The 18,162-nt window shown below is 39.1% G+C and carries 20 protein-coding genes; 4 read left to right on the forward strand and 16 right to left on the reverse strand.

All coding sequences use genetic code 11. The features are described 5' to 3' along the window. Nucleotides 1–195: 195 nt before the first annotated feature. The 4 genes from J7I93_RS03335 to J7I93_RS03350 all read right to left on the reverse strand — a co-directional run bounded on the left by J7I93_RS03335 (nt 196) and on the right by J7I93_RS03350 (nt 2,607). Nucleotides 196–738: a DUF1572 domain-containing protein gene (locus J7I93_RS03335; protein ID WP_214723294.1), complete on the reverse strand. Its 543-nt coding sequence runs from the start codon at nt 736–738 to the stop codon at nt 196–198. A 264-nt stretch (nt 739–1,002) separates the two neighbouring features. Further along, a complete protein-coding gene (locus J7I93_RS03340; protein ID WP_214723296.1) occupies nt 1,003–1,353 on the reverse strand; it encodes a VOC family protein in 351 nt (116 codons plus the stop codon). A 254-nt stretch (nt 1,354–1,607) separates the two neighbouring features. Further along, entirely contained in the window at nt 1,608–1,958 is a 351-nt protein-coding gene (locus J7I93_RS03345) for a nuclear transport factor 2 family protein (RefSeq protein WP_214723298.1), read from the reverse strand. 466 nt (nt 1,959–2,424) lie between these two features. Then, on the reverse strand, nt 2,425–2,607 hold the full coding sequence (locus tag J7I93_RS03350; RefSeq protein WP_214723300.1) for a DUF3934 domain-containing protein: 183 nt from the start codon (nt 2,605–2,607) through the stop codon (nt 2,425–2,427). Nucleotides 2,608–2,856: 249 nt separating this feature from the next. Here J7I93_RS03350 and J7I93_RS03355 point away from each other — a divergent pair, with 249 nt between their 5' ends. Continuing rightward, complete coding sequence (locus tag J7I93_RS03355; RefSeq protein ID WP_214723302.1) at nt 2,857–3,021, forward strand: hypothetical protein; 165 nt, start codon at nt 2,857–2,859, stop codon at nt 3,019–3,021. Between the two features lie 494 nt (nt 3,022–3,515). Here J7I93_RS03355 and J7I93_RS03360 read toward each other — a convergent pair whose 3' ends face one another. The 8 genes from J7I93_RS03360 to J7I93_RS03395 all read right to left on the reverse strand — a co-directional run bounded on the left by J7I93_RS03360 (nt 3,516) and on the right by J7I93_RS03395 (nt 10,674). Next, on the reverse strand, nt 3,516–3,995 hold the full coding sequence (locus J7I93_RS03360) for a hypothetical protein (RefSeq protein WP_214723304.1): 480 nt from the start codon (nt 3,993–3,995) through the stop codon (nt 3,516–3,518). Nucleotides 3,996–4,203: 208 nt separating this feature from the next. Beyond that, nucleotides 4,204–4,713, reverse strand: a complete 510-nt coding sequence (locus J7I93_RS03365; protein WP_251025713.1) for an RNA polymerase sigma factor — start codon at nt 4,711–4,713, stop codon at nt 4,204–4,206. A gap of 6 nt (nt 4,714–4,719) precedes the next feature. Further along, a complete protein-coding gene (locus J7I93_RS03370; RefSeq protein ID WP_214723306.1) occupies nt 4,720–6,963 on the reverse strand; it encodes a histidine kinase dimerization/phospho-acceptor domain-containing protein in 2,244 nt (747 codons plus the stop codon). After that, nucleotides 6,941–7,633 carry a response regulator transcription factor gene (locus J7I93_RS03375; RefSeq protein ID WP_214723308.1) on the reverse strand — a complete coding sequence of 231 codons (693 nt, stop codon included), beginning with the start codon at nt 7,631–7,633 and terminating at the stop codon, nt 6,941–6,943. The genes J7I93_RS03370 and J7I93_RS03375 overlap by 23 nt, the downstream gene beginning before the upstream one ends. A gap of 375 nt (nt 7,634–8,008) precedes the next feature. Then, nucleotides 8,009–8,752 carry a hypothetical protein gene (locus J7I93_RS03380; RefSeq protein ID WP_214723311.1) on the reverse strand — a complete coding sequence of 248 codons (744 nt, stop codon included), beginning with the start codon at nt 8,750–8,752 and terminating at the stop codon, nt 8,009–8,011. Continuing rightward, nucleotides 8,739–9,002, reverse strand: coding sequence for a hypothetical protein (locus tag J7I93_RS03385; protein WP_214723313.1), 264 nt, complete (start codon nt 9,000–9,002; stop codon nt 8,739–8,741). The genes J7I93_RS03380 and J7I93_RS03385 overlap by 14 nt, the downstream gene beginning before the upstream one ends. Before the next feature lie 15 nt (nt 9,003–9,017). Next, entirely contained in the window at nt 9,018–10,148 is a 1,131-nt protein-coding gene (gene dnaN / locus J7I93_RS03390; RefSeq protein WP_214723315.1) for a DNA polymerase III subunit beta, read from the reverse strand. 67 nt (nt 10,149–10,215) lie between these two features. Continuing rightward, complete coding sequence (locus tag J7I93_RS03395; protein ID WP_214723317.1) at nt 10,216–10,674, reverse strand: NUDIX hydrolase; 459 nt, start codon at nt 10,672–10,674, stop codon at nt 10,216–10,218. 160 nt (nt 10,675–10,834) lie between these two features. Here J7I93_RS03395 and J7I93_RS03400 point away from each other — a divergent pair, with 160 nt between their 5' ends. Next, on the forward strand, nt 10,835–11,176 hold the full coding sequence (locus tag J7I93_RS03400) for a hypothetical protein (protein ID WP_214723319.1): 342 nt from the start codon (nt 10,835–10,837) through the stop codon (nt 11,174–11,176). Nucleotides 11,177–11,315: 139 nt separating this feature from the next. On the opposite strand, the gene J7I93_RS03405 is transcribed toward J7I93_RS03400, so the two are convergent. The 3 genes from J7I93_RS03405 to J7I93_RS03415 all read right to left on the reverse strand — a co-directional run bounded on the left by J7I93_RS03405 (nt 11,316) and on the right by J7I93_RS03415 (nt 14,448). Continuing rightward, on the reverse strand, nt 11,316–12,101 hold the full coding sequence (locus J7I93_RS03405; RefSeq protein WP_214723321.1) for an aminoglycoside adenylyltransferase domain-containing protein: 786 nt from the start codon (nt 12,099–12,101) through the stop codon (nt 11,316–11,318). A 201-nt stretch (nt 12,102–12,302) separates the two neighbouring features. After that, a complete protein-coding gene (locus J7I93_RS03410) occupies nt 12,303–12,866 on the reverse strand; it encodes a maltose acetyltransferase domain-containing protein (RefSeq protein WP_214723323.1) in 564 nt (187 codons plus the stop codon). A 163-nt stretch (nt 12,867–13,029) separates the two neighbouring features. Continuing rightward, the gene (locus J7I93_RS03415) at nt 13,030–14,448 is read right to left on the reverse strand and encodes a tetratricopeptide repeat protein (RefSeq protein ID WP_214723325.1); all 1,419 of its coding nucleotides are present in this window, start codon (nt 14,446–14,448) and stop codon (nt 13,030–13,032) included. 310 nt (nt 14,449–14,758) lie between these two features. Between J7I93_RS03415 and J7I93_RS03420 the strand changes: the two genes are divergently transcribed. Together J7I93_RS03420 and J7I93_RS03425 are read left to right on the forward strand one after the other, a co-directional pair. Continuing rightward, nucleotides 14,759–15,688 (forward strand): ABC transporter ATP-binding protein, encoded by a 930-nt coding sequence (locus J7I93_RS03420; protein WP_214723327.1) that lies wholly within the window; start codon nt 14,759–14,761, stop codon nt 15,686–15,688. After that, nucleotides 15,648–16,811, forward strand: coding sequence for an ABC transporter permease (locus tag J7I93_RS03425; RefSeq protein WP_251025714.1), 1,164 nt, complete (start codon nt 15,648–15,650; stop codon nt 16,809–16,811). Before J7I93_RS03420 ends, J7I93_RS03425 begins: the two co-directional genes overlap by 41 nt. An 83-nt stretch (nt 16,812–16,894) precedes the next feature. On the opposite strand, the gene J7I93_RS03430 is transcribed toward J7I93_RS03425, so the two are convergent. Beyond that, a complete protein-coding gene (locus tag J7I93_RS03430) occupies nt 16,895–17,902 on the reverse strand; it encodes a DUF3231 family protein (RefSeq protein WP_214723329.1) in 1,008 nt (335 codons plus the stop codon). Nucleotides 17,903–18,162: the final 260 nt, after the last annotated feature.

Below are 18,162 nucleotides of genomic sequence, written 5' to 3' on the forward strand. Positions count from 1 at the left end.
AGGATCAAGGTGCCTTCCACTCCAATCAACTCAGTAATTAAAACTAGTTGTACGCAACAAACTTTGCGAAAACAGCCAATTATAAAAAGCAAAGAGCTGATGGACATTTCCGTCAGCTCTTTTAGGTATGCTGCAACGAGAATCAAACTTTCCGGATCGTCAGTTCCCTATTAGGAAATGTTTTCATCAAAATTTTCACTTTTTATCCTGGTGTTTATCAAGCATATCTTGCAAATACTCTACCGATTTCCCTCTTGGAATACTCAGGCTTTCCCACTTCTCATTTTTTAAAAGCTTGCCAATGTAGACAATTTGCCCAACATGATAAGCATAATGAGCCATTTGCCTTTCAATGGCATCTATAACGAAATGACTTTCACCGCGAATTTGAACATTTTTTATTAAATCCTGTTCCGTTAAACCATCTAATGTCGCGAAAAGCACCTGCCAGCCTTTTTCCCAATTTTGAATGAGCTCTTCCTTTGGAGCAGTAGCTGTTGAAAATTCTTCATCACGGTTTCGATACGGTTTCTCACCATCTGTTGTTAAAAAGTCTGTCCACCTTGAAACCATATTGCCGCTCATATGCCTTATGATCACAGCTACACTATTAGATTCCTCATTATAGGCCCAATTCAAATCTTCAGCCGAAAGCTGTTTAATAGTCTTATCTCCAAGACTCTTCACACTTCGAAACCTGTTCACTACAATCTTTAAATACTTTTGTCCAACACTCATAAAAAACCTCCTCTTTTTCACAGCGCAAATAATTTTAATTCCTAAGCAAAAAATAATCTTTCGAATACCTTGTTTCCTGAGAGATTCCGAGTTAATTGAATGCCTTATCTACTTTTCTAGCTAAATCTAATTGGTGTCGTCGTTAATCAATGGAACTATTAAAAGTCCTCTTTGATGAGCAATCACCATCTACCATATATGCTAATACTCTTTCTATGCATTAAAAACAAATGCGATGCCGAGTTGGAGCACCGCATCATCTTTTTACTTTTTCTCAATAAGACCAAAGCCAATTCCAACAGGGTCCACCAAATATGCAAGGTAAAAATCATCAAATTCCATTTTATCTCTTACCACCATTGCACCATTGTTTTTCGCTTCAGAAATCGCTTCATCAATCGAATCTACCTCTATTTGAATCCGGGTTCCATGAGGATAATCTTTTGGCCCTCTGCCTATGCCACCATTAATTCCAGTTTCCTGATCTTCTCCAGTCTTTACAGGCCAAAAATCCCAATTAGGTTCGGAAATCTCCCAGCCAAATACCTTGGAATAAAACTCAGCTGCTTTCTCTGGCTCCTGGCTGCTTAATTCAAACCCAACTACTCTTGCCATATTATCTCCTTCTTTCTTCCTAAGTTAGTTTTTTCGAAATCAGTTACCATCTCCAAAAATTTCTCTTTCTCATCCACATACATGAATTTCTTCTGAAAAAAACATTGGGAATCGAACTTGGGGAGCTTGAAAATAGTCAACCGCAACATTATAGATCATGTAGTAAGGCATGATGATTTTCCGCTTCAAAGCAAACTTAAAGTAAGTTCTTCTTCGCCAAAATGGAGTTCCCTGCCCAAGATACCGCCTCCAATTTAGGTTTTTATGATCGTTCCCTGATGAAAAAACATCTGCCATCTGCCATCGATGAATTTCCATATAGAGCTGCGTAACGAATGCTGCATTCTAGTATCGTCCCTTACTCGATAGGTTGCCAGCACTGTATCGTTTGATAATGAGTGAAGATCGAACTCGAAAAGAGTCATCTTCATCACGCCGATTCCTTCTGGTACCATGCAATCTTTTTTATACCAGACGTTCCCTGAGCTTCCGAATTCAAAGAAACCTTCCGCAAGCAGTTTATCAATCTCTTTAGGAGAAGTACGGGTTTCAGGTTTAAGCAGCTTTAGCTCCAGCTCGAGAATTTGCTGTTTTAATTGTTCCATCACCTAAATTCCTTTCTGTTAAAGATTTAAATCATGAACTTTTACCAGGGACATCGTTTCTTTATTACAATCCTTTTATAGAAGAATTAAAATTTCCTTTTAATACGATTACTTTATTCAAAAGGTTTCATAAAAATTAAAGGTGTTTTCGCAAACTTTGCTGCTTCTAAACAAGTAATGAGGAGTGGTTGATTTCCGCTCCAGGCTGCTCGCTTTCCGCGGGGCGGGCGGTGAGCCTCCTCGGTGCGCGGCACCTGTGGGGTCTCACCTGTCCCACTCCTCCCGCTGGAGTCTCGCACCTTGCGCTCCAATCAATCAAACTTATTTATCAATGTTTTTATTTAGGAACTCTATTTAAAAACAACAATCTCTTAGAAAAGGGCCAAATTAATAAATCCCAGCCACATCTATGGCCAGGATTTTTATTAAATTGCAGCTTTTTCGGATTAAACAAGGACTTCTGCACTCACTTTTTATCCATACTGTCATTTCTGCTGCCGCTTGCCGACTGTGTGCTCTCCCCATGTTTTACACCCTTGCTTTTATAAGGTTTTGCGCTTTTGGCTTTGTTTGCACTCTTTTGCCAGCGATTCCAGCCCTTCTTTCCTGTTCCTCTGCCTGTTCCGCTTTTGGCCTTCGATTTACTCATTAAATCATCTCCATATTTCATGATAAGCTGCCGTTACATTCATATCCATTTCTGGTTAGTTAGGAATCAACTTTAGTGAAAAGTTCATGGCTTCTTCTGCATTTCCTTAGAACATTAAAATGGCGTAACTTTAGACATAGTGAATTATACTCCAATTTCTATTCATATTATCAAATTCTTTATTAAAACTCCCGCCCCAGTTGAACATGTAAACCTTTTTCCGCATAATTCTATAGTGGTGATGAAAAAATGAATATATGGAAAGCCATACGTGAAGCAGCAGTCCGCGATGCACGAAAGCTTTTTAAAAATAGATCAGCCCGGCATGAAACATACGAAAAAGGCACAAAAGAAATTTATAGTTTGCCACCTGACAATGAAAAAAATATAGTGAAGATGCCAGCGCAGGAATAAAAATGCTGCTAAATAGTAAGGAGCCGAGTACCACCATTTCCAGCTAAAGTAATTAATAAACTTCAAGTGCACAAGGGTAATTTCAAAAAGGAGAGAAAATAAGAGCCATGCTGCGAGGTAAATAGAAAAATGCCGTAACGGCATGAGCATAAAATTAAGGAAAATAACCCCAAAAAGATGCACCAAGTGTTAACTCAATGATGTGGACCCCAAGCTGGACTCCCCCAGCATCTAATTCATACAGCCAAAGTATAAGCTCAAAACAACATCCGAACTCAAATTGATAAGTGCGACAACAAACCACGTTATGTATATTTCTTTATTTGATAAACGCTTTGGCATTAACCAGATAACGATAACATTAATGGCCAATGCTAAATAGGGGAACCAATACACATCTTTACCACCTTAATCCATTATTGAAAAGGGCTCCTAAATAAATTTATTAATTGGTATAGCGTTTATGAAAAAAACTTCAGAATACTATTTAGAATTTAAGATTTTTTCCAATTCTCGCTTTTCGTTTCCAGCCATCTTATCCACTTATAAAACCCCAATAAGATTAATAAAAGAATAGGATCTATCATAATTGAATACCATATCTTCCAAGATCCATAATTAAAATATCCCCAAGGTTCAGGAAGCAAAGCTGCCATTTCATAAAGTACAATGCATACCACAAAGAAAAACAGATATATTAGTTTTTTACCCATACTCTTTGTAAAAGGATACCAGTTGAGAAATATTAAATTTGCCGGCGGAACCAACATACTTCTCGGCAGTAATCCCTGCCATTCTATTCCTGTACTAAAATACCAATAGCTTTGGTACTTAAACTCCACGATTAAATCAAAAAGCAGCTGAAAAGCAATCGTGAAAGTCCAAATTTGCACAATTTGACTAGGAGTAATTCTTTTATTCGTTTTAAAAGCAATCAGGTTAAAAAGAATAATTGCAACCAGAAGTCCTATCATAAACAATTCCTTATTTCGCTTTCTTCCTAAAAAGGAGAAATTTTTTTAGTATTATGCCCTGTTTTCATACCTCTGTATGCGGGATATCGTAATTATGTGAATAAATCCCATAAATCTCTTACAAAGTCTCAGTAAAAAAAAGTTCTTTAAACATGAAAAAGAGAGCAGCTAACCACCCCCGGGGATTGTCTGCTCTCTATTTCATTATCTATGCACTCATCTGCACGATCATTTTCAGCTGCTTCCTCGCCCTGAATATTCTCGTTTTAACCGTAGACGGTTTTAAATTAAGTATACTTGCAATTTCATGCTCTTTTAATCCCTGGTCGAGCTTTAGGAAAAGAACATCCTGATAATCACGTGTCAGCTGTCTTACTGCCGAGTTAATTTCTTCAGCCATTAACCCTGCCTGCACTTCCTGCTCGACGTTTTGCTTTGTTTTTATTCCCAGGCATTCAATCATTTCCTGCTCCATTGGGATGACTGTCTTCCTCTTTTCTTTTCTGATAAAATCAAGGGCAGTTCTCCCGGCAATGACAGCGAGCCATGCTCCCACTTTTTGTTCATCATGTATCGTTTCAGCTTTTTTCATTGCTTTTATAAAAGTCTCTTGGACGACATCCTCCGCCATGTATGCGTCTCTTGTAATTGAAAAGCTTATATGATAAAGGCGTTTATAATGCAAGCTGTAAAGCTCTGAAAAATCGATCCTGTTCATCTTCATTTACTCCTCTAACTTCAGTGAAATAGAGACCTTGAATAAATCACCATCTGTATCAATATCCAGACTGCCCCCATGGAGATCGACAATCGATTTTGCGATGGCAAGGCCAAGGCCTGATCCATCTGTGTGCCGTGACTTATCGCCTCGTTTGAACCGCTCAAAAAGTTCTTCACTCTGGTCATTCAACTCGTATTTTGAAACATTTTTAAACGTAATGACTGCCTGCCCTTTAACAGCAGCGATCGCAATATAAACACGTGAATTCTCCAATGAGTACTTCAGGATATTGCCTATTAAGTTATCAAATACACGCCATAGCTTCTGGCCGTCTACATGGGCGAGCACCGGCACACCTGGATTTGTAACCCGGAAATGGAGATTAGATTCAGTGATCGCGCTATCATGCTCGGCTAGTGCCTGCTGCAGCAATTGCACGAGATCCACTTTTTCCATTCTCAGCTCAATATTCCCGCTCGCCATCTTTGAAACTTCGAATAAATCATCAATTAATACTTTTAACCGCTTGGATTTCCGGTCAATAATCTCCAGATATGCTGACCGGTCCTCACCAGAAACCTCGCCTGATTTTAAAAGCTCGGTATACGTAATAATAGAAGTTAATGGTGTCCTTAAATCATGGCTTACATTTGTAATAAGTTCCGTTTTTAGCCGTTCGCTCTTTGCCTGCTCACTTAGGGAAGTTTTTACACCTTGTTTAAGGATATTGATATTTCCAGCCAGTGCTGCAAGCACATTGTTTCCTGTAATCGGCAAATCCTGCCCCAGATGGCCGGAAGCCAGCTCGCTGGTTGTTTCAACAATTCGGTTGAAATAGCCGATGCGTTTGACCAGAGCCATCACCAGCGGGATGCCAATGAAAGACAGAATAAGCAGGTAAAAAAGCGCAAACAGCGGATGGAATAACATGATGATCGAGCCCATGCCCAATCCAAAAATCATTCCCAGCATCACAAACAGCTGCGTGCCAGTGCTTCGGTTTAAAAAGGCTTCTCTTAAGCTGTTGGCTGTTTTCACCGCAGCGTTATTTACTACCAGCCAAATTTTATAAAGAAGACTTTTTTTCCACGCATTTTTTATATTTTGCCAATCTTTGAACTCGTCAGCAAGATATTTCGCTTGTACAAATGCGAGGCCGCAAAGTCCAGATGCTCCTACTAAAACAATGATCATTTCCATTGCATCAGAAGAAATCTCATAATTAAACATGAGTAAATCTTTTAAAAGAAAAAGTGACAGCACCGCCCCTATGGCAGTAAAGCCAAATAGTACAATCCTTAAATCAATCGGAAGCTTGTTATATAACGGCCGCCATCTTTCCATTTCTCCCGTGATTGCCTTTGATTTTCTGCCAGCAACCAATGCGATGATCAGTGCTGCAATACTGGCTCCCACATATATTAATAAAGCAATCTGCTTTTGTTTAAAATCGCTGTTCTGCATGATAAACATGTTTGTGTCCGGCAAGCTTTTTGCCAATCCTATCTGGCCAACAAAAGAACCGCTATTTGTTTCGATTAATGTTTGGGCAAGATCTTCATACCCTGGCATAACAAAATTTATGAAATACCCTTTATCCATGCTGTAATCAGTCAGATATAACATGTCTTTTGGGTTCATTTGGTCTTTTACAGATTCATCTTTTGATAGGTTTAAATTCGTATATACTTTACCTGTTGCTGTATCTTTAAAATAGTAGGTAAATGAATTTTCGAATCCTTCATATTCACTTCTTAGGTTTTCCCTGTCTTTGAAATACGCCTCTAATCGCTTTTCTTTTTCTGCTTGTACCTTTTTCCGGACATGTTCATCACTCTCAAAATTCTTGGTGATATCCTCTATTTTTTTGATCCTTTCATCTGTGAAAAATTGAACCAGTTCATCATTATTAGCGTCCTTTGCCTCTTGAATCTTTTGTTCATATTGGCTTTTAATATTGGCGATTTGCTCGGGTAAACCGCCGTAACGGTAACGGTGCTCATTAATATCTTCTTCCGTCACCGTTATTGCTTCTTTCGCTTCCTCTCCAGTTAGATCATTTAATTCAAACATGCTTAAGTACCCTGCAAATTGGTCAACATCACTTCTGAATTGAGGTGTATGGAAATAGTCAGGGTTTGTGTATTCAGAACCATAGCTCATTAGAGACAAAATTCCGCTTAATCCAAATGCAAACAGGATTGTGATGAAAGCTATAATAAATTTATTTTTCCATCTTGTATCCAATACCCCACACCACCTTTAAATATCTCGGATTCTTCGGATCGATTTCGATTTTTTCACGAATTTTACGGATGTGCACCGCCACTGTATTTTCCGCGTTATAGCAAGGCTCGTTCCAGACCCGCTCATAAATTTCATTTATTGAAAAAACACGTCCTGCGTTTGACATCAGCAGCTCCACAATTTTGTATTCTATCGGCGTCAGCTTCACCGGCTCTCCATTCACCGACACTTCTTTCGCTTCCTTATCGAGCATAAGGCCGTTTAAGTCAATCACCTTTTTGATTCCTTCAAAAGTTCCAAAGGTCACATATCTTCTAAGCTGGGATTTTACCCGGGCAACCAGTTCCATTGGATTAAAGGGCTTGGTGACATAATCATCAGCCCCTACTTGCAAGCCCAAAATTTTGTCCGTATCCTCGCTCTTGGCGCTTAAAATGATGATCGGGATGTTCTTCTTCTCGCGAATCTTATAGGTAGCCGAAATTCCGTCCAGCTTCGGCATCATCACATCCAATATAATCAGATGCACCTGCTGCTCATTTAAAATTTCCAGTGCTTCAATTCCATCCTTTGCTTTCAGTACGGTAATGCCCTCATTTTTAAGATAAATTTCGATTGCATCCCGTATCTCTTTTTCATCATCTACTACAAGCACATTATAATGTTCCATATTCCCCCTACTTTCCAGCGGCTCGTTTTCATATTTTTATACTAAACGTAAAATCTTAACATTAAAGTAATAGAAATCTTAAGAATTTCTTAAGATTAGAAAGTCACTTCTTAAGTTTTTATGCGTCGGTTCTATTTTATAATGGGTGGAACTGGAAAAATAGACTTGTAATCGGAAGGCAGCAAAAAAGCACCGCACATCAGCTATTTTTGCTAATGAACGGTGCTATAATAGATATAATGGCTATTAAGTTTCTGGTGTACGATTTTTTGTTATTATTTTAAGCAGATTAAGTTTTATCCGCGAAAAAACCTACTATATCCGAAAAACTGGAATTCTGAATGGACTCTATTACAAGTCTTTTCATTATTATACTTATTCCATTAGGTGCTCCAGTCCAGTTACCTCAAAAAATTCCGGGATAGGCTTCATTTCCTTTTCACCTTTCTCAGATTGAAGGAAAAGCATTTGATTTTCTTTAATGTAGTGCACACTTATCCTAAGTATGTCCTCTCCTGATTCATTCAAAAAAGCAAGGGTCCCGTACTTTTCCTGGTGTTCAAATCTGTTTGTGTCATAGGCTTCCAGATTGATAAAATTAATAATTTCATTAATGTCATTTTGATCTTTAATCAGCGTACAGTCCTGATCTAATGGATCTTTATACACACAAATACTTGCAGGCTGTATATTCCATGGTGTATTTTCCGGCGGAATATAGTGGTCAAATCTTACCTCAGTTTGGTTCTCGGTTTGAAAATAGCCCGCTGAAAGGGACAGCTCTCCTTCAAAACCATCCTTTGTCCAGGATGACATAAAACCTGCCCAATCATTTGCTGGATCATGATCATCCAATGCAGAACCTTTATACCTAAGTCTCCACCCATTTGCCGGAAGCTCCTCCATATAAAAAGCGTAAATGTTCTCCCAGTGATTTCCATCCATCACATAATCGTCACACCTGGGCTCCAGACCTTTATATAAAGGGATATCATCATGCTTTTCCGGAATGATGCTCATGCCCTCATATGTCTCATTTGTAATATATAAATACCCCCAGCCTCCTGCTGCTAATAAAACCGTAAGTGCCAAAAGAAGAAGCATTTTAGTGTTTTTCATTTTCTGGCCCTTTAATTTTTCTAGTAATCCATATGATAGCTGAAAGGGGCAACAAACTCGCAGCAAAGAATCCGATGGCATAAGCAGGTATAATGGCCTCAGGAACTCTGTCATTCATTTCAATGCCCATGAAGTGAATCCCTATGCCATTCCCATCAACATTAGTTCCGAGAGACCACAAATCCAAACCCTTAAAAGCTAAAGTAACCGTCAGGAAAACAAGAAAACTCAATAATAATATCCGATTCATCCGGGACCTCCTTACTTAGTAAGACCGCACTGGGGAAATAAGATGAAGATAGGAATCATTGCCGACCGGCTCTATCAAAACCGGCCTCATTGAACTGCCAAAGCTTAATCGAACTTCTTCTTCCTGGATTGTCTTTAAAGCTTCCATTAAAAAGGTTCCATCCAGTGAAATGGATAACGCTCTTACACCGCTAATATCATTTATCTTTTGAGTTTCTTCAATATACCCTATTGCCGAAGAACTAGAGGAAATTCTTAATGTTGAGCCCTCTTTGACCTCTAAATGAACTTTATTATTTTTCCATTCACCCGCAAACAGACTTGCCCGATCAATCCCCTTTAAAAGCTGATTGGTATTAAAAGTAATAACCGTCGCAGCCTCCTGGGGAATAAGGCCGGAAACATCCGGATACCTGCCTTCAATCAGGCGTGAGTAAAATAAAATGGTTTCAGCTTTAAAGAGAATATAGCTATCTGTTAGAAATATATGTATTTCCCCGGCTTCATGATTCATTAACTTGACGAGCTGATGGAGGCTGGAGCCTGGAACAATAAAAGAGCCATTGATCATGCAATCAATCTCAGTTTTTCTTAATGCCAAACGATGTGAATTAGTTGCTGCACATGAAAAGCGGTTTTCCTTAAAAGACATATGGACACCTGTCAGTACGGGTCTTGATTCATTCTTGGATGCAGCAAAAGCAGTTTGCTTAATGATTTCCATTAGTTTTATAGCTGGAATTTTAAAATGCTCGGCATAATCCATTTGCGGAAGTTTTGGATACTCTTCAGAGGGGATACCATTTAGGTTTGTAAAAATGTCGTCGGATGTGATGGTCATATGCTGCTCTTCGTCTACTTTAACATGAATGTCACTCGGCAATTTTTTCACAATTTCATTTAAAAATTTTGCTGTTATAACAGCATTTCCGGACTCAAAAACCTCCAGGACTTTCACTCCATCAATGACTGCTGGAATGACTTTTTCTATGAAAATATCCGAATTGCTGCCGGTAAGTGTTAAACAATCGTTTTCTGCGGCAACTTTGATGCCCGTTAAAATGGGAAAAGGCGTCTTTGAAGATACCGCTTTACTTACATCTGCAATGGCATGATTAAAAAATTCGTGCTTTACCTTAAATTCCATCTATACCCCACCCTATATTAATCAATAGGATATTTATTCGACAAAATTCCTGAAAATCCCTTTTTCTTCATTTGTTTAACTTCTCTTTAAAGATTTCTAATGGGAAAAATTTCTCATCCAAAACAGCATCCATTATTTGTTTTAAAACCTTAGCTTCCCGAAGTTCCTCCTCATCGAAGTTACCTAATTCTGATAGTTGTACCCATTTACTATCTGTAATCTCTTCCTCTTCTAGCTTCAAGGAGCCGCCAATAATTTCAGCAATAAAATGAAATAGGATCACTTGATGATTAGTGCTGCTGATAAAATGATAGACACCTGTCGATTGCGTTAGCTTCACTTCAAATCCAGTTTCCTCTTTTACTTCTCTGCATGCAGCTGTAAGTATATCTTCCCCTCTTTCTATCCTCCCGGATGGGAAGTTCCATTTATTCAGCGCTAATGGTTTATTCTCTTTTATCATTAACACTTTGCTGTCCATCAATATTGCTACGCTGGCTACGAGCACAATACCATTTTGAGTCATTTTAATCACTCTTTCAAATTTGTTTAGGGTTAAACGAAATATGACAGGATTACAAACCTTTTTAACTAAGCATACAAATTTCTTCTTTCTGCATAATATTGTTTATTCTTTTAAAAAATGGGAATTATGCTTAATAATCTTACTGACAAGGAGTGACCATATGTCTAAAAACAAATACAAAGACAAGGCTATGAATGCTGTTAATAAAATAAAAGCCAATTTAAAAGGTAAGTTTTTTGAAATGGCAGATATCCCCTCAGTTTCAGTTAAGCAGCTGGCCGAATTTATTCAGCAGCATCCTGACACACAAATATCAAAAAAAGAGCTGCTCGGAAACACATACACTTTTTACCGGCTAAAAGTAAATGAGGATTTTCTTTATATGGAAACCAACAATGACCATATCTTGCAGCTCGATGGCTCTTCGCATGGAAAACAATTTGTATCCTATCGATCATACCGGGATACTTACGATTTAAATACACCGATGAAATTGACCTAAATAAGATGCGAAAATGGGCTCTCTCTTCTGGAGAAGCTCATTTTTATATGATTAGAAACCAAGAAACCAATGAAATCGGGCCATTGTTTGTAACAAGTAAAATACTATAAAGAATACCTGCTGTCTGCCCAAATAGATTTCATATTATTATGGCGGCTGATTGGCTAAAGATATATTTTGATAAACGGATCGTTTCCTTTATTCGTTCCTCTTCTGATTCGAAAATTCCACTTTTAATTCCTTTGCGGATATTCATGGCTTCTTTTATAATTGGATGCCATTTTTCCGGTAAATGCCCCAATGCATACTCTCCTGCACCAAGCTTGGAGATAATATCATTCTCTCTTAATGTGTAAAATTGGCGAAGCAAGCCAAGTACAGTCCACTCTATTTCTTCATCTATCACACGAGCTGGCATGAACTTTACCTCATCAATCGATTTCTCGATTTTCTGAATTCGGCTTACCCAATAAGTGTTCATGTTTTCATATGAGTAAGCCATCAAATCATTTTCGTTTATCTCAAAAGCTGGTTCTGGTCCATAGAAGACAATTCCCTTCTTTTTTAGAAGCGACCAGGTGACAGGGGTAAGGAAATGGCCGTATCCCAATTTTCCATTATTGTAGAAGTAGCTCTCGCTAAGCTTTCCTATCTCATCCAGTGTCACATATACTCCATCCATCTTTGGCTGTTCAAACTTTTCCGCTATGATCCTATGAATCTCAGCAATCCCCTTCGTCTCTGCTTCTGATAAACAGTTGCGGGTTACAGCAACAAAATCAATATCACTGGAGCCTTCGACATAGGCTTCCAATGCAATGGATCCATGAAGGTATAATCCTTCAAGCTTTTTTGGAAGGCGTCCATTTAATAAATTTATGTATTCATTTAAAATTTCTTCAACCATTTTGGGAATTTTTGTCATTTTAGATCCTCTCATACACTTCATTCCTTATATGTCTTTTATGGGCAATGACTAAACTGCACATAAAGGAAAGCAGTAAAATAAAAGCTTTAATATTTGGCTCCTATTTGTATTCAATATTTTCCAGAAGAAACCTTCTGCTAATTAGATTAAGTTACAAAAAATAATGCTTAACCTCTTAGGAAGTTAAGCATTTTATACTTATTTAATCTCAATATTTTTAATTATTTTTGCCGGGTTGCCGCCTGCAACCACATTCTCAGGGACATCTTTGGTGACGACTGCACCAGAAGCAATAACCGCATTATCGCCTATATTCACTCCAGGATTGATGATGGCTCCCCCGCCAATCCAGACATTATTTCCGATTGTTACAGGCTTCCCAAATTCCCTTCCGGAATTGCGTTCAACCGGATTTAGCGGATGAGCAGCCGTATAAATATGTACTCCCGGGGCAAGCATGCAGTTGTTTCCTATCCGCACCTCGCATACATCAAGAATCACACATTCGAAGTTGGCAAAAAAGTTTTCGCCCACATGGATGTTGTAGCCGTAATCACATCGAAAAGCCGGCTCCAGAAAAAGATGATCACCCGTTGATCCAAACAATTCTTTTAGCAGGCTGATCCGTTTATCCTCTTCAATCTCTGTTGTTTGGTTAATTAATCTAACAAGGCGTCTTGCATTTTCACGATCCCTTAACAGCTCCGGATCTACTGGATCATACATTTCGCCGGCCAGCATTTTTTCTTTTTCTGTTTTCACAAATACATCCCCCATTATTAATAACTTTCCTTTTATGAAAACAGGTTTATGGGAGAAATACAAGTTTTACCCGCGAGGTTATCATTTGATAATCATAGACAGGACTGATGTGCGAAACAAATACTTTTGATCAGCTATGAAGCAGAGTAAAGCTTCCGCTTCCTTATCCTGTTTCCCTTCTGCTCCTCAATTGAGTGTAAATTTGCTGATAGGCAGAGGCCTCTTGAACCATTCCTTTTTGCTGATACATTTTGCATAGTTGCCATACAGGGTCCGGGTCAGTTGGTTTGAGTTCCATTTCCCAGAAGAAGCATTCGATGGCTTGATCATACTGGCTGAACTCTGCATAATATTGCCCCAATTCCATCATTCGGTCGGGATCCTCCAATATGGCTGCCATTTTATTGATTTTTCGCATGGCCAGACTGTGCGGAAACTTTTTTGAGACTGGCTTTAGTTTAGCAGAAACAGTCATTAAATCATGCCCCTCCATCAATTTGGCAATCAGCTGCAAAATCCGCTGTTCCGTTTGCATCGGATCATCTTCCTGGTCGATCTGCTGGAGGAGAAGCAAAAATTCATCCAAATGGGATGCGACAAACTGGGGATCCAGGTGTTTTCTCAAATCTTTTAGAACGTTATTGAATTCATCTGGCAGATCCTCGATAAATGGGAACAAATAAATGGCGGCTTTCTCCAGCTGTCCATTTCTGATCAATTCTTCAATAAACCCAAGAGATTGCTGTACACCTTGAAACGGATTTATTTTTGCCTGTGATAAAGCAATGATCCAATTCTCAAGCGGTATGTAGTGCAGCGCAAGATCTGTATTGCTTTCAACGGACTCTGGTGTAAGGTTCTTTTTATCTTCCATCCAAACCAGCAGCCATTCTGCATATCGTTCCTGATTTTTCAGCAAGGTTTCGAGCATTGTATGGTGATTGCAATTTTTGCGCTTTGCGAAGCAGTAAAATTCTGAGTACAAGGGATCCTTTTGATGGATGGCTGAAATGGGTGATGTGTAATAGAAATTTGCATATGAACTGAACTCGCGGGTGTTGAGGATATCTCCCACTGTAACTAAGGAAGGTGAAAGGTCAGATAATATATGGATGGATTGAAAGGCCTTTAAAAAACTGCCGTTTCTTCTAAAGTGGAAAAAGATTTTTTCGATGGTTTTACTGAGCTGTTCTTTTGAAAAAAAAGAATCGAGAGCAGCAGCTATGCAAGGTATTTCAAGGAGGGAATAATTGCGCTGAAGCATGGTGAAGAGCTTATTTTTTGCAGGGATGGTTAAAGGTACAGCCTGATAGAGACCGGATAGTAAGGGGTGGTTTCTTTCTAATACAATTCCTTCTTTCATCGCTTTATCTATGAAGGTGCCTTCTTCAATGTGTTCAATCAGATCGCCATAAATGAGGTTGTTTTTGTAGAAAATGAAATAGTATTTTTCCTTAAGCTTTGTCTCGACCACAGCAACCTTAAATCTTGCGAAAAGCGCAGTCCGGATCACTACTCCATTTTTTATGCCTTTTTTCGATTTAAAAGTTATTTGGGTTGGCAACATTGGTTCATTTTTCATGCTACACTCAGCCTCCTATAGAATCGGATGAAAAAAAGGGAAGGAAAAAGTTACTTTAAATTCATTATACGCCAACAGATTTCAAAAAGCGACCGTCCTAGAATGCATGGGGACTAGTCTGTTCTTTAACGGCCGTTCTTCCCAAAACTGGCCAAATTTTGTCATCAGCTATTTATTAAGTTTATTTGAAAAATGAATTTTTTCAAAGTCACTAACGTATTAAATAGAAGATTCATAAATTTTTTGGGTGGTGCACATTCAACACAGCTCTTCATCCAACCCAGAAGCGCCATGAAAGTGAGGAAGCAGGATGACCGTTTTAGAAGTGAGAAATCTGCGAAAGTCGTTTGGTACAATACGGGCGGTGCAGGATATCAGTTTTTCAGTAAAAGCCGGGGAAGTGTTTACCATTATCGGTCCTAACGGGGCTGGGAAAACGACGACATTGGAAATGATTGAAGGTTTGGTTCCGCCCGATGATGGAGAAATTTATTTTGGCAATTTGGACTGGAACAAAAACGCTGTGGCCATTAAAAAGAAAATTGGCGTCCAGCCCCAATCGAGCGCCATGTTTGACTTATTAACACCAGAAGAAAACCTAAATCTTTTTGCTTCCTTTTATGATCATGCCAGGTCTGCTGATGAAATTCTCGAGATCGTAAATCTAACTGACCATCGTAAAAGTCAGGTGAAAAAGCTTTCCGGCGGGCAGCGGCAAAGGCTGGCTATAGGCCTTGCGCTGATCAGTGATCCGGACATTATTTTTCTGGATGAACCAACAACCGGACTGGATCCCCAGGCACGCCGAAATATTTGGGATATTATTCTTCACCTCAAGCAATTAGGCAAAACCACCATTCTAACGACTCATTATATGGAAGAAGCCGAAAAATTAAGTGATCGTGTGTGCATCGTGGACCAGGGCAGCATCATTACGCTGGATTCCCCTTCTGCTCTCATTGAGAGATTAACAAATGAGCGCGAAATTAGATTATCTTTCCTTGATGGCGAGAATGCTTCAAAGGAGGCTGACCAGTTTTCCAGGAACCTGGATTCTGTCGCAAGAACTGAGCGTGAAGGAGCTTCCCTAAAAGTCTGGGCCGTAAAACCGGAGGAAACACTATTGGACCTGTTCAAGTTCACCAAGGAGAAATCGTATCAGGTGGAGCAGGTTTCCATTCGGGAAATGAGCCTAGAAGATGTTTTTATTGCTTTTACCGGCAAGGAATGGAGGGATTAAAATTAACCATTTCCATCAATTTAAAATGATGCTTTCAGCTCAGTTAAAATTGACGCTCCGGGAAAAACAGGCTTGGTTTTGGGGTATCTTTTTCCCCGTCATCCTGATGGTTATTTTTATGGTAATCTTTAGTGGAAATTCAGATGAAGAGTTTCAATCAGAAGTTGCCATTGTAGATCCCAATCCGAACCCTGCTTCGGAAATGCTGTTAACGCAAATCAGCAGCCTTCCCGTATTTGACGTGAAATCCGGCAAGCCTGTCAGCAGAGAAAAAGCAGAGGATTGGGTAAAAGAGCAGGAGGTCGATGCTGCCATCATTCTTCCTGAAACAACAGATGCCTCTTCTGTTTTGCTGATCGTGAATAAAGAGGATGAACAGGGTGTCGCAACACAGGCTGTTTCCGGCATACTGGATAAATTTGTGCAGCAGGCCAATTTATTTGCTGCCGGTGCAGACCCTGCTTATGAATTAAAATTTGAATCCGTTTCTTCAGGGAACAATGAATTAAATTATACTGATTTTCTATTAACCGGCATGATTGCTTTATCCATTGCACAAGGCGGAATGTTTGGAATGGTTGACCTCGTTGAAATGCGCAGGAAAGGATTAATCAAGAGGCTGCGGATGACGCCTGCAAACATGGGCATATTTGGTTTAAGCGATATGGTCATGAGATTGCTGTTCAGCATCATACAAATCATCTTGCTTTCATTAATAGGTGTCCTGGTTTTTGGTGCCAACCTTTATATAAGCCCTATTAGCCTCGTCGTTGTATTCCTAATGGGAGCCTTATCTTTTAATGCCCTTGGCTACTTCTTTTCTTCTTTCAGCAAAACGACAGAAGCCTATATGGGCGTTGCAAACATTGTCAGCTTCCTTATGATGTTCTTAAGCGGCGTGTTTTTTCCGGTAGAAACAATGCCTGATTGGCTGCAGCCAGTCTCCAATATTCTTCCGCTTACCTATTTTGCTGACGGACTGAGAGAAAGCATGGTGTATGAAACAAGTATCGATTCTGGTTCACTGTGGCTTGGTATTGGCGTGATGGTGATTTGGGGAGCCATCACTTTCATTCTGGGATCCTGGCTGTATAAAAGAAAAGCAATAGTAGCAGACAGATAAACGAAAAAGTGTTGGTTGCATACTTTAGACAACTAACACTTTTTTGATTTTTACTATTAGAGCTTACTTTGATTCCTCAAACCTTAATTCTTTGACAAACCTTCATGATCTGTAGCCATAGGAGGCTGTTCAAACCAGCCATTTTCAATTAATAGATTCATCCCGTCTTCGGCTAATACTCCAATTTCAATGATCATGCGTGCGTAGCTTGCGGACAAGTCCCTCCGCTGGGCCATGGACATCGCTTCACCATAATAACCTACAGCAGAGGACAGCAGGGTTGATATATGATACAGCATGAGCTTATCTGAAAAAGGAGGGATGGTTGAATCAGTTACCTCCGCTTCAAATGACCTTGGAATATTTAAATTAGATTCTGTTAACATTCCAGATAGGATATCTAGGTGTTTACGGCAAACCTGCCTGGCTCTTTCCATATATTTTTGAACATCTTTTGATCGGGCTACTTGGCCAAACCCTAATTCTAAAACGATTTTCGCCATTGTTTTCTGTATATTTAGATAGACTCCGCTGATTTCGACTGAATTAATAGGCCTTCTTTTTCCAAGCCATCCGGTTAGATAATTTTGTTTTTTTACAAAATCAATTTCCTGATGGTTGTTTAAAATCGGCGGCTTTACAATAATTCCTTTATCAATTAGTACATCTGTAGAACGGTCATATAATTCCATCGTTTCATTTATAACCTGATTCATATATTTCCTAATGTCCGTCCGGGTAGAATTGCCCAAAGCACCCGCATATCTGGTTCCCCCATGTATTGACATTATATGTATATATACACCCATAAAAGGATCGGTAAATAATAACGGTGCATCCATATTGACATCTTCCTCTGTAAAACCAATCGGGATGGGATAACTATCTTTTTTAAAGAATTCGTTGATTTTTCTAATATGGCTTTCTGATAATTTAAGGGCATATTCAAGTACTTTACGTATCTTTTTATCCTTTATATGATTTAAAAAATACCGCAGGATACAAACGGATAAACTGTCATTAATGTATTGTGACCAAAGGGTTGCAAGCTCGGCTGCAGTAAGTTTATCTTCATGGTTTCCGTCTAGCATTTCTTTGCCCCCTGCTATTTTTGTCTAATATATCATTTCCTAATTCTGCTCCGTTTATTAAAAAATCATAAATATGAATATACAGTTTTCCATACTTAAAAATCAGCACTAAAAAATTAATATAAAATAAAGGCTGTTTATGCATACTTTGTTGCTTTTTAAACAAGTAGCGAGGAGCGGTTGATTTCCGCTCCAGGATGCTCAGCGAACGCGGGGTGGGCGTTGAGCCTCCTCGGCGCCAGCGCCTGTGGGGTCTCACC

Source organism: Bacillus sp. ISL-47 (assembly GCF_018613175.1).
Taxonomy (GTDB): domain Bacteria; phylum Bacillota; class Bacilli; order Bacillales; family Cytobacillaceae; genus Cytobacillus.

Coding starts and splice junctions, on each gene's coding strand:
- J7I93_RS03375 (WP_214723308.1), bottom strand. CDS start 7,633: ATGGAACATTATAATGTGCTTGTAGTAGATGATGAAAAAGAGATACGG.
- dnaN (WP_214723315.1), bottom strand. CDS start 10,148: ATGGAATTTAAGGTAAAGCACGAATTTTTTAATCATGCCATTGCAGAT.
- J7I93_RS03405 (WP_214723321.1), bottom strand. CDS start 12,101: ATGACAAAAATTCCCAAAATGGTTGAAGAAATTTTAAATGAATACATA.
- J7I93_RS03335 (WP_214723294.1), bottom strand. CDS start 738: ATGAGTGTTGGACAAAAGTATTTAAAGATTGTAGTGAACAGGTTTCGA.
- J7I93_RS03420 (WP_214723327.1), top strand. CDS start 14,759: ATGACCGTTTTAGAAGTGAGAAATCTGCGAAAGTCGTTTGGTACAATA.
- J7I93_RS03415 (WP_214723325.1), bottom strand. CDS start 14,448: ATGAAAAATGAACCAATGTTGCCAACCCAAATAACTTTTAAATCGAAA.
- J7I93_RS03360 (WP_214723304.1), bottom strand. CDS start 3,995: ATGATAGGACTTCTGGTTGCAATTATTCTTTTTAACCTGATTGCTTTT.
- J7I93_RS03395 (WP_214723317.1), bottom strand. CDS start 10,674: ATGACTCAAAATGGTATTGTGCTCGTAGCCAGCGTAGCAATATTGATG.
- J7I93_RS03380 (WP_214723311.1), bottom strand. CDS start 8,752: ATGAAAAACACTAAAATGCTTCTTCTTTTGGCACTTACGGTTTTATTA.
- J7I93_RS03385 (WP_214723313.1), bottom strand. CDS start 9,002: ATGAATCGGATATTATTATTGAGTTTTCTTGTTTTCCTGACGGTTACT.
- J7I93_RS03340 (WP_214723296.1), bottom strand. CDS start 1,353: ATGGCAAGAGTAGTTGGGTTTGAATTAAGCAGCCAGGAGCCAGAGAAA.
- J7I93_RS03400 (WP_214723319.1), top strand. CDS start 10,835: ATGTCTAAAAACAAATACAAAGACAAGGCTATGAATGCTGTTAATAAA.
- J7I93_RS03345 (WP_214723298.1), bottom strand. CDS start 1,958: ATGGAACAATTAAAACAGCAAATTCTCGAGCTGGAGCTAAAGCTGCTT.
- J7I93_RS03425 (WP_251025714.1), top strand. CDS start 15,648: ATGTTTTTATTGCTTTTACCGGCAAGGAATGGAGGGATTAAAATTAAC.
- J7I93_RS03365 (WP_251025713.1), bottom strand. CDS start 4,713: ATGAACAGGATCGATTTTTCAGAGCTTTACAGCTTGCATTATAAACGC.
- J7I93_RS03350 (WP_214723300.1), bottom strand. CDS start 2,607: ATGAGTAAATCGAAGGCCAAAAGCGGAACAGGCAGAGGAACAGGAAAG.
- J7I93_RS03355 (WP_214723302.1), top strand. CDS start 2,857: ATGAATATATGGAAAGCCATACGTGAAGCAGCAGTCCGCGATGCACGA.
- J7I93_RS03430 (WP_214723329.1), bottom strand. CDS start 17,902: ATGCTAGACGGAAACCATGAAGATAAACTTACTGCAGCCGAGCTTGCA.